The 16,437-nt window shown below is 39.4% G+C and carries 13 protein-coding genes; 6 read left to right on the plus strand and 7 right to left on the minus strand.

Features of this window, described 5'->3' with window-relative positions; all coding sequences use genetic code 11:
• The first annotated feature begins 3 nt into the window (after positions 1–3).
• Positions 4–1,191, plus strand: coding sequence for an MFS transporter (locus tag LCD32_RS02855; RefSeq protein ID WP_224562730.1), 1,188 nt, complete (start codon positions 4–6; stop codon positions 1,189–1,191).
• 18 nt (positions 1,192–1,209) lie between these two features.
• Here LCD32_RS02855 and LCD32_RS02860 read toward each other — a convergent pair whose 3' ends face one another.
• Positions 1,210–2,640, minus strand: a complete 1,431-nt coding sequence (locus LCD32_RS02860) for a DUF4179 domain-containing protein (protein WP_224562732.1) — start codon at positions 2,638–2,640, stop codon at positions 1,210–1,212.
• Positions 2,609–3,154, minus strand: coding sequence for a sigma-70 family RNA polymerase sigma factor (locus LCD32_RS02865; RefSeq protein ID WP_060780829.1), 546 nt, complete (start codon positions 3,152–3,154; stop codon positions 2,609–2,611). The genes LCD32_RS02860 and LCD32_RS02865 overlap by 32 nt, the downstream gene beginning before the upstream one ends.
• A 179-nt stretch (positions 3,155–3,333) precedes the next feature.
• Here LCD32_RS02865 and LCD32_RS02870 point away from each other — a divergent pair, with 179 nt between their 5' ends.
• The 4 genes from LCD32_RS02870 to LCD32_RS02885 all read left to right on the plus strand — a co-directional run bounded on the left by LCD32_RS02870 (position 3,334) and on the right by LCD32_RS02885 (position 7,254).
• Positions 3,334–3,519, plus strand: coding sequence for a hypothetical protein (locus LCD32_RS02870; RefSeq protein WP_046342846.1), 186 nt, complete (start codon positions 3,334–3,336; stop codon positions 3,517–3,519).
• 4 nt (positions 3,520–3,523) lie between these two features.
• Positions 3,524–4,105: a GNAT family N-acetyltransferase gene (locus tag LCD32_RS02875; RefSeq protein ID WP_224562734.1), complete on the plus strand. Its 582-nt coding sequence runs from the start codon at positions 3,524–3,526 to the stop codon at positions 4,103–4,105.
• A gap of 436 nt (positions 4,106–4,541) precedes the next feature.
• Positions 4,542–5,945 (plus strand): reverse transcriptase domain-containing protein, encoded by a 1,404-nt coding sequence (locus LCD32_RS02880; RefSeq protein ID WP_035703517.1) that lies wholly within the window; start codon positions 4,542–4,544, stop codon positions 5,943–5,945.
• 232 nt (positions 5,946–6,177) lie between these two features.
• A complete protein-coding gene (locus LCD32_RS02885; protein WP_035703515.1) occupies positions 6,178–7,254 on the plus strand; it encodes a hypothetical protein in 1,077 nt (358 codons plus the stop codon).
• 173 nt (positions 7,255–7,427) lie between these two features.
• Here the strand turns inward: LCD32_RS02885 and guaA are convergent, their stop codons facing one another.
• From guaA to LCD32_RS02910, 5 genes are all read right to left on the minus strand, one after another.
• A complete protein-coding gene (guaA, locus tag LCD32_RS02890) occupies positions 7,428–8,969 on the minus strand; it encodes a glutamine-hydrolyzing GMP synthase (protein WP_025206841.1) in 1,542 nt (513 codons plus the stop codon).
• Between the two features lie 185 nt (positions 8,970–9,154).
• On the minus strand, positions 9,155–11,362 hold the full coding sequence (locus LCD32_RS02895; RefSeq protein WP_224562736.1) for a DUF3488 and DUF4129 domain-containing transglutaminase family protein: 2,208 nt from the start codon (positions 11,360–11,362) through the stop codon (positions 9,155–9,157).
• A 9-nt stretch (positions 11,363–11,371) separates the two neighbouring features.
• On the minus strand, positions 11,372–12,562 hold the full coding sequence (locus LCD32_RS02900; protein ID WP_263485649.1) for a DUF58 domain-containing protein: 1,191 nt from the start codon (positions 12,560–12,562) through the stop codon (positions 11,372–11,374).
• On the minus strand, positions 12,559–13,521 hold the full coding sequence (locus LCD32_RS02905) for an AAA family ATPase (protein WP_224562739.1): 963 nt from the start codon (positions 13,519–13,521) through the stop codon (positions 12,559–12,561). Before LCD32_RS02905 ends, LCD32_RS02900 begins: the two co-directional genes overlap by 4 nt.
• Positions 13,522–13,623: 102 nt before the next feature.
• Positions 13,624–14,523 (minus strand): cation diffusion facilitator family transporter, encoded by a 900-nt coding sequence (locus LCD32_RS02910; protein WP_008344349.1) that lies wholly within the window; start codon positions 14,521–14,523, stop codon positions 13,624–13,626.
• Between the two features lie 482 nt (positions 14,524–15,005).
• Here LCD32_RS02910 and gabP point away from each other — a divergent pair, with 482 nt between their 5' ends.
• Positions 15,006–16,394, plus strand: coding sequence for a GABA permease (gabP, locus tag LCD32_RS02915; protein ID WP_017359846.1), 1,389 nt, complete (start codon positions 15,006–15,008; stop codon positions 16,392–16,394).
• Positions 16,395–16,437: the final 43 nt, after the last annotated feature.

A 16,437-nucleotide genomic window follows, 5' to 3' on the forward strand; every position in this document is an offset into this window, starting at 1 on the left:
AAAATGAAAAGTACATCTTATCCATTGCTCATATTTCTTTTAGCCGTCGGTTCTTTCGTCACAGGTACTTCAGAATTCGTCGTATCAGGCATACTGGACATCATTTCTGACGATATGCGCATCTCCATCCCGGTTGCAGGACAGCTCATCACCATCTATTCTCTTTTTTATGCCGTGGGTGCCCTCTTTTTAGTCATGGCCACATCGAAATTGAATCGAAAAAAGGTTCTTTTATCGGCGATTTCCATGTTTATAGCAGGTAATGTGCTTGCCTTTTTTAGCCATCACTTTATGCTGCTCATGCTCTCGCGAGTCATCATGGCCATGAGTGGCGGCTTATATATTGTGCTCGCAACAAATTACGCAGCGCAGCTCGCCCCGCCAGAAAAAAAGGGGAGTGCGATGGCAACAGTAATCACTGGATTTACTGTTTCACTAGTACTCGGTGTACCGATTGGAACATTTTTAGCAGGATATGTAGATTGGCATGCCATTTTTCTCATCATTGCAATAGGGACCGCTTGTCTCTTGTTTCTTCTGTATCGATTATTACCGCCTATGGAGGGACATTCCCATGTGCCATTTAAGCAGCAAATGCAAATTCTTCAAGACCGCAGGGTGTTAAGCGGCTTAGCCACGACAGCCTTTTGGATTTTAGGTTACACAATGGTATTTGCCTACATTTCGCCATTATTGCGACAGACATCCGGATTTACGCTCGAAATGACAGGCATTGCCTTGCTCGTCTTAGGGATATCTGCTTTTATTGGCTCACGCTTTGGTGGATACGCTGTCGATCAATGGGGACCAAACCGAACCATTTCAATCAGCATCACGGTTCAGATGCTCATGCTCTTTGCATTATCCTTTACACAATTTTCAGTAGTTGGCGTCTTCATCACGCTCGCCATTTGGGGCACCGCCACATGGACAACAACACCAGCGAAGCAATTTTATCTCATCTCCCTAAAACCCGAAACATCAGAAACCGTGCTGAGCTTTAATACAGCGATTATGAATATCGGCATGATGCTCGGCTCGTCAATGGGTGGTCTGATTATTCAATATACAAATGTAACGAATTTAAGTTGGATCGGCGGGCTAGCCAGTTTTGTTGCATTGATGTTGATTCGGTACTCGTTCAATCGCAATCGACTGGCGCATCAACAGATAAAAAGCGAACATGTGTAATCATGTTCGCTTTCTGATTTATCGATTAGCTTTTGATGTTTCTTTTTTGACTGGAATGGTTACAGGTATATCTTTCTGTGGTGCCAATCGGTTCAGATCTGACAAATCAAGGTAAAGTCCATAATCCTTAAAAGAAAATGTGTCTAACTTCTTCACATCAAATTCAAAGGTGGATTGCATAGAGGCTATCTTGAAATTGGTCACCTTCGCATCGTTTCTCTCCAAGTAATATCCGTTTTCATCATTTGCTTCAGGATCTGACCACGATTTCAATTTTTTAACATCACCTAATCCTATCCATTCACCGATATTCTCCATAACATCCTCATCTAATTCTTTCTGATCTAGTCCAGTAAATTGATAATAAACTGTCACAGAATGCCCCTTTTGCTCTATTTTATTGATTTTGATCCCTATTCCATGATGCTTTGTTTTGAACTGAACAGGCAGCTTTGTCTGAAGAGGAATGATTTTGCTTTCTTCTTGTTCGTCTGTCACACCCGTGTAAAATGTTAATTCAGTTGCCTCTGGATCAATCGACTGATCTAAAATGGTCAAATGATTTTTTCTAGTTTTGTCAGAAGTCAGTTGTTTTTCTCCTAAAACTGTTCCAATTTCGAGCTGATAATCATTCCCTAGATTATCCTTCATTCTTTCTATACTAATTATATCGTCTTTAGCAAAACCATTGTAATCAATGGTATATTGAATAACAGAGCTTTTCACTCCATTTTCTACCTTTATATTTCTTAAGTGATAACGTCCATTTAAAATAGACACGTCTTTTTGTCCAGCTAATACAGTGGTTTTTTGCTTGACCGCTGGTACCTTGAAGCGCCAATTCCCTACAATATCCCCAATTTTAGAAATGACAAGTGGCACTTGTTGACCTTGTTTGATCGTTTGACCATTTGTATAGACTGTCACCTGCCCAACATAATGGCCATCTTTTAATTTTTTCAATTCATGATTGTAGGAACTCGATTGGGAAGCTTGATTTACTGGATCTAAGTTGACTATGAAAGGGACAACATCTTCCTTTGTATTCAAATTCTCCACAGTAAACGTATAAACAAGCCGCCCGGCATCATAATACACACTGTTCACTTTCACAGTAACCCCTCTTGATTCAGCCCCCTCATTGACATGCTTCACCAACTCACTCTGAAAAAGAGACATTCCTACTTTATCGTGAAACATCATATATAACTGTCCAACAAACGGTACTCGAGCCATCGCTGTATTAAGAGAAGGAAAAATGAAGCCTGATGAAAAGTAAAGGACAACAAGGGCGATAACTGAATAGATTGGCGTTCTCCAATTCCATGTGAACCAACGTCTTTTCTGTTCCGCTTTCACATCTCCTATTGCTTGGCGAACCGCAGAGGTCACTTCAACCTTTGGTACATCAATCTCATCATAAAGCTTCTTCATTTCTTTTCGTTCCATCGACACTCTCCTCCTTCTCCAATGTTTGCTTTAATAACTTTCTTGCTCGATACAAATGAGTTTTGACAGTTCCTTCGGGCACACCCATCTGTTCAGAAATCATTGAAATCGAATAATCTTGAAAATAAAATAGCTGAATCACGAGCTGATATTGCTCATCTAACACATCTAGTGCATTTTTTAAATCCAGCTTGTCTTCCAAAAAATCATGCCGCTCAACGCTCTCATGATGCTGTTCAAACGGAACAACATCTTGCTGCTTTTTCTTCATTGCAAAAATTGTATGAATCAAAATCCGCGTCAGCCATGTAGAAAAATAAGCTGGCTCTTTTAAGCCGGATAAATGCTTAAACGCTTTAATGACCGTTTCTTGAACAGCATCTAACGAATCCTCTTTATTTCTTGTGTAGAGAAAAGCCGTTTTATATAAACGCTCTTGATACATCAGCATTAATGTCTCAAATGCCGGGACATTCCCTTTTTGTGCTTTTTTAATTAGACGCACTTGCTTCATCTCATCCACACCTCCTACACCTGTTAGAGCAAGGTTTCTCTCAAACGGTTTCAACAAACGAAAATTTCTTTTCCTTACCATATGTCGGACAAAAATAGAAAAAGTGAAGAAAGGGCCGCAAAGATTATGTTGCATATTTGATATAATGGAAGAAATATCTACAAAAAGGAGTATGCCGATTGTTTCTCTTTGAAGAACCCGTATGTGCTAGCTGTCAGAAGAAGATAGAAGGTAACGAAGAAGTGTACGTCAAGCTCGTCTATCCAAAGAGACGTGGAATGACAGAGGTGAAGGCTTGGCTGAGGAATGAAGGGATTTTTTATTGTAAGGCATGTACAGAACAAAAGACATCACAAGGGGGATAAATGCATGAACAAAATTACTTTTCCACAATCATTTCCAACGATACAGACCGAAAGACTAATCTTAAAACAAGCGACGATCGCAGATGCCGAGGATATGCACGTCTACTTATCCAATGAAACCGTGTGCCGCTATATGGGCATTGATGCACATGAAACCATCGAAGACACAAAAGGTGAAATCAAGTGGTATGACAATATCTTCAATGAACAAACAGGCATCCGGTGGGGCATTTCTTTAAAAGACAACCCCACCATCATCGGCAGCTGCGGTTTTCTTAACTTGGAAAAACAGCACTACCGCACCGAAATTGGCTATGAATTACACCATGATCATTGGAGAAAAGGCATCATGAAGGAAGCGATTACTGCGGTATTGCGATATGGATTTCAGGAGATGAACCTGAACCGGATTGAAGCGATCATTGATCCAGCAAATACGTCTTCTGTTCAATTATTGGAGAAAATTAATTTTGTACGAGAGGGTTTATTGAGGGAGTATGATCTTGGTCAGAATGGGTTTGATGATGTGTATATGTATGCGATTTTGAAGAGGGATTACGAGAAAAAAAGACTCTTACATTTCTAAATTAAAAATTAACGAACCTAAACAAGTTATTGTTTTCCTTCAAAAGAAATTTATGTTAAAATTATATTGCTAGTACTATTGTCATTTATTAGAGTGCTAGGTATGTTGTATAACAATGTCAAGAGATATTACTGTGAAAGCTGAAACTTGTATACCGTATGCTAATCTTAAGATCAGCATACTAGATAAGTAGCAAGCCAAAGTCATATCTATCATCATAGAACACTTCACCACCAGAACTTGTCTTCTTGTTATATTATACATTATTTGTATTTGTGAGTATTAAACTCACCCCGCCATACCATATAATATGCCGCGTGGTATAGTAGAGCCTAAGGATAGCGGCGCTTTAGGCAGAGTGCAAGTCAGAAGAAATATAGTAGCGGGACTAAGTCTGTACTTGCTCCAACAATAAAAAAAGGGATGTGAGTTTTAAATGGTATATAAATATCCATCTAAACCTTACTTGCATTTTGATAAAATTGCGTCTTTTAATAAAAAGGTAGAAAACTACGTCCTTGGTTTTAAACAAAACCCATCACATAGTTTTCTACCTTTAATTTTTAGTGAGTTAACCTTTGAGAAATTTAGCGATATTAATGATGGAACCACTATGAAGAGAAACGGTCAATTAATACCTATTAAAGTTAAAAAACGACCGATTATGTATGCTGCTCATATTGATAACTTTATATACAAACATTACAGTTTAGAGTTAAATGACTTTTATAATAGCTATGCTAAAGTTCAACAAATTGATGAATCTGTTACTGCCTATAGAAACAACAAAAAAAGACAAAACAATATACATTTCGCAGCTGAAGTAATTAACTTCATTGCAAAGAATCCAAATTGCTATATATACATAGGAGATTACCAAAATTTTTTCGACACTTTAGATCATAAATTACTTAAAGAAATGATTAACTTGATTTACGGAAGTGAAATGCCAATTCATCAATATAAAATCTTCAAGAGTCTCACTAAATATTCATACATTAATAAAAAAGATATCAATATAAGAGTAGGCGAAGATAAAGAAATATTTAGAACTAATCAAACCTGTTATTTCACTTCATTTAAAGAGTTTAGAAGGTTCAAAAATGAGAGAAGTTTAATTACAAATGATAACAGCAAAGTCCTAAAAGTAAATACGGATACCAAAGGTATTCCTCAAGGAACTGCTATGAGTGCTATTTACTCTAATATATATATGATAAAGATCGATGAATATATTACTAATTTATTAGCTAGCACAGGAGGTTTATATAGGAGATATTCTGATGATTTCATCTTGGTTTTTACTAATATAAATGAAGAAAAATTTTACACTATTAAAAATCAAATAGAGAATCAAATCAAAAAAAACAAATTATTAATTCATCCCCAGAAAACGCAAACCTTAATATTTGATGGGAGAAAAATTTTCGATATTAAATCTCAAAGACTTTCTAAAATTGATTATCTAGGATTCATTTTTAATGGTAATGAAGTTAGAATAAGAGAAAAAAGCATTTATAAATACTATAGAACTGTTTATAAGTTAATAAAGAAAGGTGAAATTGTTTCAAGAAAAAAGGGCTTTACTAAAGATCGAATACGCTTAACTTATAAAAGAAAATTATATCAACATTATCATCAGTTAGGAGAAAGAACTGACATAAAATATAACTATAAGAAAAGAGAATTCGGAACATTTATCACATACGCAAATAAGTGCAATAAAATATTTAATGAGATTTCGCCGCTTACTACAAATTTAATGAAAGAACAAATTAAAAACCACCGAAAGAAAATCAACAAAAAAATCCAGAAGTCTTTAAATACTCTAATGGATTAATGTTAATAGATTCATTACCTAAAAAAAGTATCCTTAACTTTTCACCTAAAGCAGTTCACACACGTCGTTGCACGTATACAACGTTCAAGAAAAAAACCGTAACATTTCCTTATACTTTTTATGAAACGGTGAAATTAATTATTCAATAGAATCTAATCAAGAGCATTTAAAAACATTATAATAGGCGTTCACACAACAAAAAGGAAAGGAAGAAGCTTTTAGGTGGTTGCATATGAATGAACAAACAAAAAAGTTTGCTTATTTCCCAGTTCAAGATAGACAAATACATGTATTGGAAGCACTTTGGCTGAGAAATCAAGGTATAATTGAAATGAATCGAGAAAATCCTGCTTTTTTTGACTTCAAGAACCCCTCTATTCGAAGCGGAGTATTACCAGTTTCTCCTACTTTCAGTGGAGAAAAAAAGATTAAAGACGCATTTTACCGATATTATCATAAAGAAGACATGAAACAGATTCTTTATTCAAAAAAAATGACAACTGCTCATTCCCTTTTTCAAATGATGTTTTCACAACTTAATCAATTCAAAATTGAAGACAAAGAAAAAAAGGAAATTAGAGTAGCTATTGAATCAGCAGAAATAGAATCTTATATTAAATATAATGATAAAAAAGGTATATTAATTGATATCTTATTGCGCATCAAACAAACGTATCCATACTCTTATAAGTATCTATGGAATAAAAAGTTGGCAATTGAAGTTAAAGTAACCCATGCTGTTGATCCAAAGAAAAAGCGCATATTACTCGATAATAATATTTCAACTTACGAAGCACCTGTTCCTAATGTTATTAAAAAATTGATTCCAAAAGCTCACGAAATATTAAAAAATAAAAAGCTTAGACAAAAAGAAATTGACAAACTAACTAAAATTTATAGCAAAAACAATTGGACTTTATTTGGAGACTTTATTGTAAACTCTAAAGTAGAAGATGAAAATAAGGAGAATTATCTATTGTTATCCCAAGCTGAAATTGAACTAGATAAATACAAAAAAAGAAAAAAAGAATTATCTGAAGAAATACAAAAATCTGAAGAATATAAGCTACATTTATCTGAAATTATTCATAAGCTAAACAAAGATTTATACACTCTCAAAGAAAAAGTTGAAGTTAATCAAGAATTACTATTGGCTTCTCAAAGAAATAATGAATTAGTATTAAAATTGAAACAAAAAGACCAACAAATTGAAAATTTTAAAAAAGAAAATGATATCCTCAAGAACAATGTAAATAAACTTCATGACGAATCCTTTTTGAAATGGATCAAGAGGAAAATTTTAAAATAACCTTTAAATCCAAAATCATAATTCTTTACTAATTTATAAATTATAAAATCAAAGAAATTTGAAATGAGCATAGAAATGTAAAAAAAGAATCCGAACTATTGGAAACACTTTGAAGTGGTTCCTAAATAGTTCGGTTTTCTTATTGGTGAAGAGTTTTTTATCCTTATTAAAAATTATTCCCACTCAATCGTAGCAGGCGGCTTACTCGTAATATCATACACCACGCGGTTAATATGCTTCACTTCATTCACGATACGAGTCGAGATCTTCTCAAGTACATCCCAAGGGATTCTTGCCCAGTCACTCGTCATACCATCAATAGAAGTAACAGCACGGATACCGATTGTGTAGTCGTATGTTCTTGCGTCACCCATGACACCTACGCTGCGGATGTCTGGGAGGACTGTGAAGTATTGCCAGATGTCGCGCTCAAGGCCGAAGTTGGCAATTTCTTCTCGTAGAATCGCATCCGATTCACGGACGATTTCTAGTTTCTCTTCAGAAATTTCACCTAGTACACGGATTCCTAGTCCTGGACCTGGGAATGGCTGTCTCCAGACGATGTCGTCTGGAATACCTAGCTCTGACCCTAGAGCACGAACTTCATCCTTGAATAGTGTATTGAGTGGCTCAATCAATTCAAACTGCATGTCTTCTGGAAGACCGCCAACGTTGTGGTGAGATTTGATTGTTTGTGCCGTTGCTGTTCCACTCTCAATGATGTCTGTGTAAAGAGTTCCTTGTGCTAAGTAGTCGATTCCTTTAAGCTTGTCCGATTCGTCATCGAATACATAAATGAATTCGTTACCGATGATTTTACGTTTTTGCTCAGGATCAGACACACCTTTTAGCTTGTTTAAGAAGCGATCTTTCGCATCTACTTTAATCACGTTCATGTTGAAACCTTCGCTAAATGTTTTCATAACCCCTTCTGCTTCGCCTTTGCGAAGAAGACCGTGGTCAACGAAAATACATGTCAGCTGATCGCCGATGGCTTTGTGGATCAATACCGCCACAACAGATGAATCTACACCGCCGCTTAGTGCGCACAATACTTGTTTGTCGCCTACTGTTTCACGGATTTTCTGCATTTCGATTTCAATGAAGTTCTCCATTGACCATTTGCCATCGCACTCACATACGCCGAAGACAAAGTTCTTCAATAGATCATTTCCGTACTCAGAGTGACGTACCTCTGGGTGGAACTGAACGCCATAGAAATTCTTCTCAGCTAAGCTCATCGCTGAGTTTGGACAATGTGCACTTGTTGCATCAACTGTAAAGCCTTCTGGTACTTCAACGACAAGGTCACCATGGCTCATCCAAACGACTTGATCCGTTGGAAGGTCTTTGAATAAAGCAGGTGTTCCGTTAATATGAATGTCTGCTTTTCCATATTCACGCTGGCTTGCCGCTTCTACTTTCCCACCTAAATAGTGAGTCATCAGCTGCATGCCGTAGCAAATGCCTAGAACTGGAATGCCTAGATCAAAAATCTTTTCGTCACAACGGAAAGATCCTTCATCATATACACTGTTTGGTCCACCAGAAAGGATGATTCCTTTCGGCGCCATTTCTTTAATTTCTTCAGCAGTTAAAGTGTGCGGATGAAGCTCACTGTACACACCAAATTCACGAATACGGCGAGTGATCAGCTGATTGTACTGACTACCGAAATCGAGAACCAAAATCATTTCATTTACTAAATTTGTCATGGTGTCACCTCTATGTCCAATATAGTTTTTATAAACGCACAGAAAAAATGAGAGGAGAAAACCTGCTCTCAGTGTAAATCACGCTTTTGAAGCGCCCAGACTCACATCCGAACGCTTCAATTTCATGTATTTTAGAAGGTTTTAATATTCACCTATTCTAACAACAGGAAGGTACGGGGTCAAGACTATCTCCTGTTTATTAAATTTTCCCATAACTTCACCGACTGCCGCCAAAGCGCCGAGGCATCTTCTCGCCTGTAGAGCGCCCGCTCATAGAACTGCGTTAGTTCAGACATGTGATGATTCCCTTCCTTGTCATCGATCAAAGAAGCAAATTCTCTTAGCGTCATGCCTGGCTTTTTATCGATCCCTCTGCGCTTTAGCTGTTTTAATAGAGCAGCATATGCGTAGAAAAAAGCTTCCTCATCTGGCAGACGTTTTACCTTTCTCACAATAAAGATTGGCAGCCATCTTGCTCTGAACCGGTAAAGCATCCAGCCTATAATTCCAAGAAAGACAATTGCACCTGCTGCGTAGCCCAAGATTGAACCAACATGAATCATACTTGGCTTTGCTTTAGCTGCTTGTTCCTCTTGTTTTGCCGCCTGTTCTGGTTCTTGTTGCTGCGGCTGTTGTGTCTGCTCGTTTTCTTGTTGATCAGATGCGGGCTGATCTTTTTCATCCTGTTGATCATCTGTTTGGTCGTTGTTAGCCGTGGTTTCATTCGTAAATGTCTCTGGGTTCGTGAACCCTTTTGTCGGTTCGAATGTCACCCAGCCACGGTTTGGAAAATACACCTCTACCCATGAATGCGCATTGTTATTGGTCACTTCATACACATTGTTTCCATCCATTTGTGTTTCATATAACTGACCTGACGTGTACCCTTTCACCCATCTCGCCGGAATTCCAATCGAGCGAAGCATGACAATCATCGAGGTTGAAAAGTTATCACAATAGCCAATCATTGTGTCAAATAAGAACTGATCCACATAGTCTTCGTTACGCCCAGGCACAGCGACATTTTGGGTTTCATATGAAAACTTCGCAGATCCTAAATAATCCTCAATCGCTTTTACTTTATCATACATATTATCCTTCGTTTCCGTTAAGCTGTTCGCCAATGTTTTCACACGCTCTGGCAGCGAGGATGGGAGCTGCAAGTATTCACGTCCGACCTGCTGGTTCACTTGCTGCTTGGTCGGTACTTTGATCCGCTGTAAGTCCTCTAGGATAAATGTAGGTGATAAGAAGCTGACTCGATAGTTCCCTAAATTTTTGGGCGGGTTTTGAGTGGACGGGACAATTTTCTCCGTTTTGCCCATCATTTGCAGTGGAATGTTTTCCATCGGCGTCATCATAACCGTACCAATCGGATAAACAGCATGATTAAATCGATAATTTGATTCCATATCGACTCTCGTTTCATGCTCCTCTGTTTTCACGCGATTGGTAAACCACCGGTTCGGCACCTCATTCCCTTTTAACCGAGTAGGTTTCGTATCATTTGAAGCATCCTCCCAGCCTTTCCCCGTGTAAATACTTTTTGTTTCTACACGAAAATAAGACGGCTCTTTTCCGCTCCATTTAAATACCGGTGTAAGGTCCTCACTAAATGGTCCCCCAAGCGACGAATCATCCGTACTATATCCCACCTTATTCTGCCCGGCAGAACCATCTTGATTCGTGACCGCTTTAAAAAACGGGACAGGGTCAGGCCATTTCGGATCAGATTTTGGCAAAGACGCACCGAGTGATGCTGATACAAGAACAAGCGCCAGCATGGGTAAGAACCAATTGAGACGCGCTTTCTGTGACACCCGCACACCTTCAGCCGAACGAAGCCGGTCGAAATAGAGCAGGCCAAGCAAACAAAAGCCAAATACCATAATTCGAACGATCGCAAAAGTCGCATCATAAGGTGTAAACGTATCAAGAATCGTGACATATACAATCGTCATCAGTAAAAAGAAAAAGATACGCTGCTGATACACAACCCAATAATGAAGCAAATAAACAAGTAGCCAAAGCAAAATATAAAACAACAATGTGCGGAAAGACGGATACATGTCACTCCACATGCCCATGCTCATCAAAGAAATATTATCTTGAATATCAGCAAACAGCGCAGGCAGATAACTTGGCTCTGATTGATAAAAAATCAAGTATAATGCGAGCAAGATCAATCCAGCACAAATAGGAAACGTCACATACCACTTCAATCGAAAGAACGTAAACAAACACGTAAGCCCTATAAAAATGATGAAATAAGACGTATGACTCGTCTCTGTAAAATCTTGAAGCGGACGAAGCCACTCCCAAAGCAGCAGAAATGCGACAGCATAATAGATGAACAACTCAAAACGGCTTTGCCGCTGATGCATATGCAGCATAAATGTTTGTCACCTCACAGTTCTTTCGTGCAGCCGGTCCTCAAATAAAAGGGTCGTGTGTATCCCAGAAGCTTTAAGCCGGTCCACAAGCTGTTTTTCTTTTGCCGTCAATCGATCAACGGCTCTCTTCACTAAAAGAACGGTGATGTTCTTTCTGTTTCGATTCCCAAGTAAAATGGTAGCAAGCTCTTCTTGCAGATGACCTGTCACCACATACTTTCCTGTCTGCTGGTGCTCACTCGATGTTAATGATTGATAATCAGGTGCACGAGAAGGCTGATACTGCACCTTTGTTAAATAGTAGAGCATGTCCTGTAAATGCCACTCTCCTTGATCCACTCGAAATATGTGCTGATCCCCAAGCGGGACAAGGCCTACCGGCACCCCTTTTTTCACAGCCGTTTGCAGAACCGATGCGGCCATAGACACAATCGTTTCAAAAGCGGCTTCATCTGTAAAATCAGCAAACACCACCAGATCCTTTGTCTGATTCTGTTCAAACTCCTTCGTCATAAGCTGACCTCTTCTAGCTGTTGTCTTCCAGTCCACCCAAGCGAAACGGTCTCCTTGCTGGTATTCACGCACACCTGTCGTCACATTTGTCGGTTCATTTAACCAAGAGTGCAACGCTTTGCCTCCATTTTCATTCACCGATGCAGCAGATTCAACCGGAATATCCAACATTTTCGGATACACAAGCAATGTTTTCTCTAGTGGAAGAATCACTTCTTTTTCAACAAACCCAAACATATCACCCGTTTTAATTCTAACCGCCGTCAATTGATGCTCTCCCCGCACAATGTCATTGAATTGATACGAAAATCGCCACGTTTTCCGAAACCAAGGAAAGATCATTCGCTTCATTTCAATTTGTTCCTGCAAATGAAAGGTATCCGGCGGGTCATCCTCAAGTATGACGTACACGTACGGAAATAAATTCGTCCGCTTGATTTCAAGGTCAACAGACAGCACATCCCCTGCCTTTAACCGGGTATGCTGTAATGTCCTTTTGGCTGTTGCACGAAGTGGAACAAGGGCAAACAACAAAGCATACAAAGCATATGGTGAAAATGCATAAAAAAGGAACCAGCTCACAAAGCCGCCCTGAAACATGGCATAGCAAAAGGCTGCTATTGTGAGGAGAAGGAGCATAAACACCCGTAACCATAGTGAAAAAGCGAAACGATCACGTGACTTCATTGAGTCATCGACTTTTGAACTGGTACGCCAATTTGCTCAATCATCTGTCGCAGCAGTGTCTCCGCCTTCTTCCCTTCATATGTTGCTTCTGATGTCAAAATCATGCGATGCGGCAATGTGTAAGGCGCCAAATACTGTACATCATCAGGAATCACATAATCCCGCCTGTTCAACAGCGCATACGCCTGAGCCGCTTTCATCAATGCAATTGAACCCCTTGGGCTCACGCCTAAATAGACAGACGGATGATTTCGCGTCGCTTGGGCGATTTCGACAATATATTCTTTAATCGATGCATCCACATGTACGGTCTGAACCGCTTGCTGCAAAGCATGGATATGATCTTTTGTCATGACTGCCTGAAGCGTGTCAATTGGCGATTGTTTCTCCTGCAAATTCAGCACCTCAAGCTCCTCCAGCATGGTTGGATACCCCATCTGCAGCTTAAATAAGAAACGGTCCATTTGCGCTTCTGGAAGTGGATAGGTTCCCTCATACTCCACTGGATTTTGCGTAGCCATCACAAAGAAAGGATCTGCCAGCGGCATCGTTTCTCCGTCCACTGTGACACTGCCTTCTTCCATCGCTTCAAGAAGGGCTGATTGTGTTTTAGGAGAGGTTCGGTTGATTTCATCAGCCAAAATAATCTGCCCCATAATCGGTCCTTGTCTAAATTCAAACTTGTTTGTCTTTTTATTATAAATCGACACACCTGTTACATCTGAAGGCAAAAGGTCAGGTGTAAACTGGATTCGCTTAAACTCACACCCAATGGATTTTGCAAGAGCACGAACCATCATGGTCTTCCCAACGCCAGGCACATCCTCTAATAGCACATGCCCCTTCGCCAAAATCGCAACAAGGCTTAATATCGCAATATCTTTTTTCCCCACCATCACTTTATTGATGTTATCTACGATTTTTTGTAAATCTGAATGCATCGGTTCATCAAATGCCATCCTGATCCTCCTATCACGTTTCCGTCAATTTTCATATAGTCTAACTTTACCATACAACACGCATTTGCATGAAACATCAACACGTAGAAAAAAGAAGCCTTCTCACGATGGAAAAGACTTCTGCTCCTCTTTAGGCTCACTTGCTGGTTCCATATGAACATGAGAGTGTAGAATATCATGTTCCTGCTTCATTCTGCGTTCAATTTCATCTGCAATATCATGGCTTTCTGCGATGTTTAAATGCGGTTCTACTTCAACGACCACATCCACATGGACGGTGCTTCCAAGATAACGAGCTTTAATGTCTTTCAAATCGCCCACTCCTGGTGTCGCTTCAATCGTCTCTTTATATTTAGACATATCTTTTATATGAAAACCGTCCGTTAACGAATGAGACGCATCTCTGAAAATCTCCCACGCCGTTTTACAGATAATTAAGCCAATCACAAACGCAGCAAGCGTATCAACCCACGCCAGCTGAAATTGAGAGGCGATAATTCCGACAAACGTCCCGATACTCACATAAGCATCTGATTTATTATCAGCCGCTGCCGCATATAGCGCCTGGCTATTAATTCGTTTAGACAGTTTACGGTTATACATATACACGCCATACATCACAACCGCACTTCCTGCTGCCGTCCAAGCTGCAATCATATCAGGCGTTTGATGCTCTGATGAGAAAAGCGACTGGCCTGCACTCAGCAAAACCTGAAGCCCGACAAGCATCATAATAAAGGAAGCCACAAGTGACGCAATATTTTCAGCTCTAAAATGACCGTATGGATGATCCTCATCAGGTGGCTTCTGTGAAATACGCAACCCAATTAATACGGCAAGCGAAGCAATGATATCTGTCGTATTATTCAAGCCATCTGCGGAAAGGGCTTCTGAATGAAACACATACCCAATGATCAGTTTGACAGCAGATAAGATCACATAGGCTATAATGCTGACCCAAGCACCTGTTTCACCTTGTCTTAATTCGTTGTAGCGCTCCATACCGAACAGCGCCTCCTCACACATTACTTTTCTATATTTATCTTACAAAGCCAAGCCCGTGTGGGTCTACAGCAACATGATTCGCTTGAATCAGCAAAATAGGATACATAGAAATGTGTTGACCTAAGCAAACTTATTTTTATAAGGTCAATTGACCTCAAGACCTACTCCCATCAATGTTTTTCAAAACCACCCTGAAAAATGAAGAAGAACAAAATTACTCTATTATACAATTGTCAGAATAGTTTTATTTTAAAACACAACTTTTCTTTCTTCCTTCTTATGCTATTTTTAAGAATGGGCAGAGGAAAATGAGGGAACATAATCTCTCAAATCCTTTATACTTTTTAACATCATGTTAAGAGGTTTGAAATGTCAGTTTGATAACCTGTCCAATGCTGAATGACAATTCAGTATGATAAAATTTAAAATATTCTAAAAACAAACTCTCGAATAAAAGAGAAATGTTTGGAGGTAAAGAAATGTCCAACATGACAAACGGTCTTCAAAAAAACCTTAAGACAAGACATATTTCAATGATCTCCATTGCCGGGGTCATTGGGGCAGGGCTATTTGTTGGTAGTGGTGCTGTCATTCATTCTGCAGGGCCTGGATCGATTCTTTCCTATTCATTTGCCGGACTTCTGGTCATCTTTATTATGAGAATGCTTGGAGAAATGGCATGTGCCTATCCGACAAGCGGCTCTTTCTCACAATATGCGAGCGACGCCATCGGCCCGTGGGCCGGGTTTACAATCGGCTGGCTTTACTGGTTCTTCTGGGTCATCGTCATCGCCATCGAAGCCATTGCCGGTGCTGCCATTATTCAATATTGGTATGGAGATGCACCTGTTTGGCTCACAAGTCTTATCCTCACAATCCTCTTAACTTTGACAAATATCTTTTCTGTTAAATCTTTTGGCGAATTTGAATATTGGTTTTCATTGATTAAAGTCGTCAGCATTATTCTATTCCTACTCATTGGTTTTGCATTTATCTTTGGTTTTGGCGGTCATCATACTGCAGGTCTTGCTAATTTAACGGGAAATGGCGGTTTCCTTCCAAACGGGTTCGGCTCTGTGCTCCTCGGGATTGTCGTTGTCATCTTTTCCTTCATGGGAACCGAGATTGTGGCAATTGCCGCAGGTGAATCAGCAGACCCTGTCAAATCTGTGACAACAGCTACCCGTTCAGTTGTATGGCGTATTATTGTGTTCTACGTCGGGTCGATCGCCGTCGTTGTCACTTTACTCCCATGGAATTCAGCGAATATTTTAACAAGCCCGTTCGTTGCAGTATTAGAATACATCGGTGTCCCATCAGCCGCTCAAGTCATGAACGTCATTGTTTTAACAGCCGTTCTTTCTTGTTTAAACTCCGGCCTATACACAACGTCCAGAATGCTTTATTCATTAGCTGAAAGAGGCGAAGCACCAAAACGTTTTATGAAAATCAGCAAACGCGGTGTCCCTGTAGCAGCGACAGTCGCAGGTACCTTCTTTTCCTATATTGCCGTCATGATGAACTACTTTTACCCTGAAACCATCTTTCTATTTCTAGTCAATGCCTCTGGTGCCATTGCACTTCTTGTCTACTTGGTCATTGCCGTTTCACAATTAAGAATGCGTCGTAAAATTGAAAAAGAAAATCCAGAACAACTCAAAATCAAAATGTGGCTGTTCCCATACCTTACGTACTTTACCATTTTGGTTATCTGCGCCATCTTGGCCTCTATGCTGTTTATCGAATCGATGAGACCTCAGCTCATACTGACAAGCATCATTACCATCAGTGTACTAGCCGCCTACTTCATCTTTAAACCAAACAAAAAAGTGCCTGCAAGTGCAGCGCTTGAAAATAAACACCCTTAATTCTCCCGCTGAAAAGCGGGTTTTTTTATTTTATTCACCTATT

Source organism: Bacillus sp. RSS_NA_20 (assembly GCF_020165915.1).
GTDB classification, from domain to species: Bacteria; Bacillota; Bacilli; order Bacillales; family Bacillaceae; genus Bacillus; species Bacillus altitudinis.

Bases quoted from the DNA above. Each gene is read 5' to 3' on its own strand.
- LCD32_RS02855 (WP_224562730.1), top strand. From the start codon at position 4: ATGAAAAGTACATCTTATCCATTGCTCATATTTCTTTTAGCCGTCGGT.
- LCD32_RS02900 (WP_263485649.1), bottom strand. From the start codon at position 12,562: ATGAAGTCACGTGATCGTTTCGCTTTTTCACTATGGTTACGGGTGTTT.
- LCD32_RS02875 (WP_224562734.1), top strand. From the start codon at position 3,524: ATGAACAAAATTACTTTTCCACAATCATTTCCAACGATACAGACCGAA.
- LCD32_RS02865 (WP_060780829.1), bottom strand. From the start codon at position 3,154: ATGAAGCAAGTGCGTCTAATTAAAAAAGCACAAAAAGGGAATGTCCCG.
- LCD32_RS02860 (WP_224562732.1), bottom strand. From the start codon at position 2,640: ATGGAACGAAAAGAAATGAAGAAGCTTTATGATGAGATTGATGTACCA.
- LCD32_RS02910 (WP_008344349.1), bottom strand. From the start codon at position 14,523: ATGGAGCGCTACAACGAATTAAGACAAGGTGAAACAGGTGCTTGGGTC.
- LCD32_RS02885 (WP_035703515.1), top strand. From the start codon at position 6,178: ATGAATGAACAAACAAAAAAGTTTGCTTATTTCCCAGTTCAAGATAGA.
- LCD32_RS02905 (WP_224562739.1), bottom strand. From the start codon at position 13,521: ATGGCATTTGATGAACCGATGCATTCAGATTTACAAAAAATCGTAGAT.
- gabP (WP_017359846.1), top strand. From the start codon at position 15,006: ATGTCCAACATGACAAACGGTCTTCAAAAAAACCTTAAGACAAGACAT.
- guaA (WP_025206841.1), bottom strand. From the start codon at position 8,969: ATGACAAATTTAGTAAATGAAATGATTTTGGTTCTCGATTTCGGTAGT.
- LCD32_RS02895 (WP_224562736.1), bottom strand. From the start codon at position 11,362: ATGCTGCATATGCATCAGCGGCAAAGCCGTTTTGAGTTGTTCATCTAT.
- LCD32_RS02880 (WP_035703517.1), top strand. From the start codon at position 4,542: ATGGTATATAAATATCCATCTAAACCTTACTTGCATTTTGATAAAATT.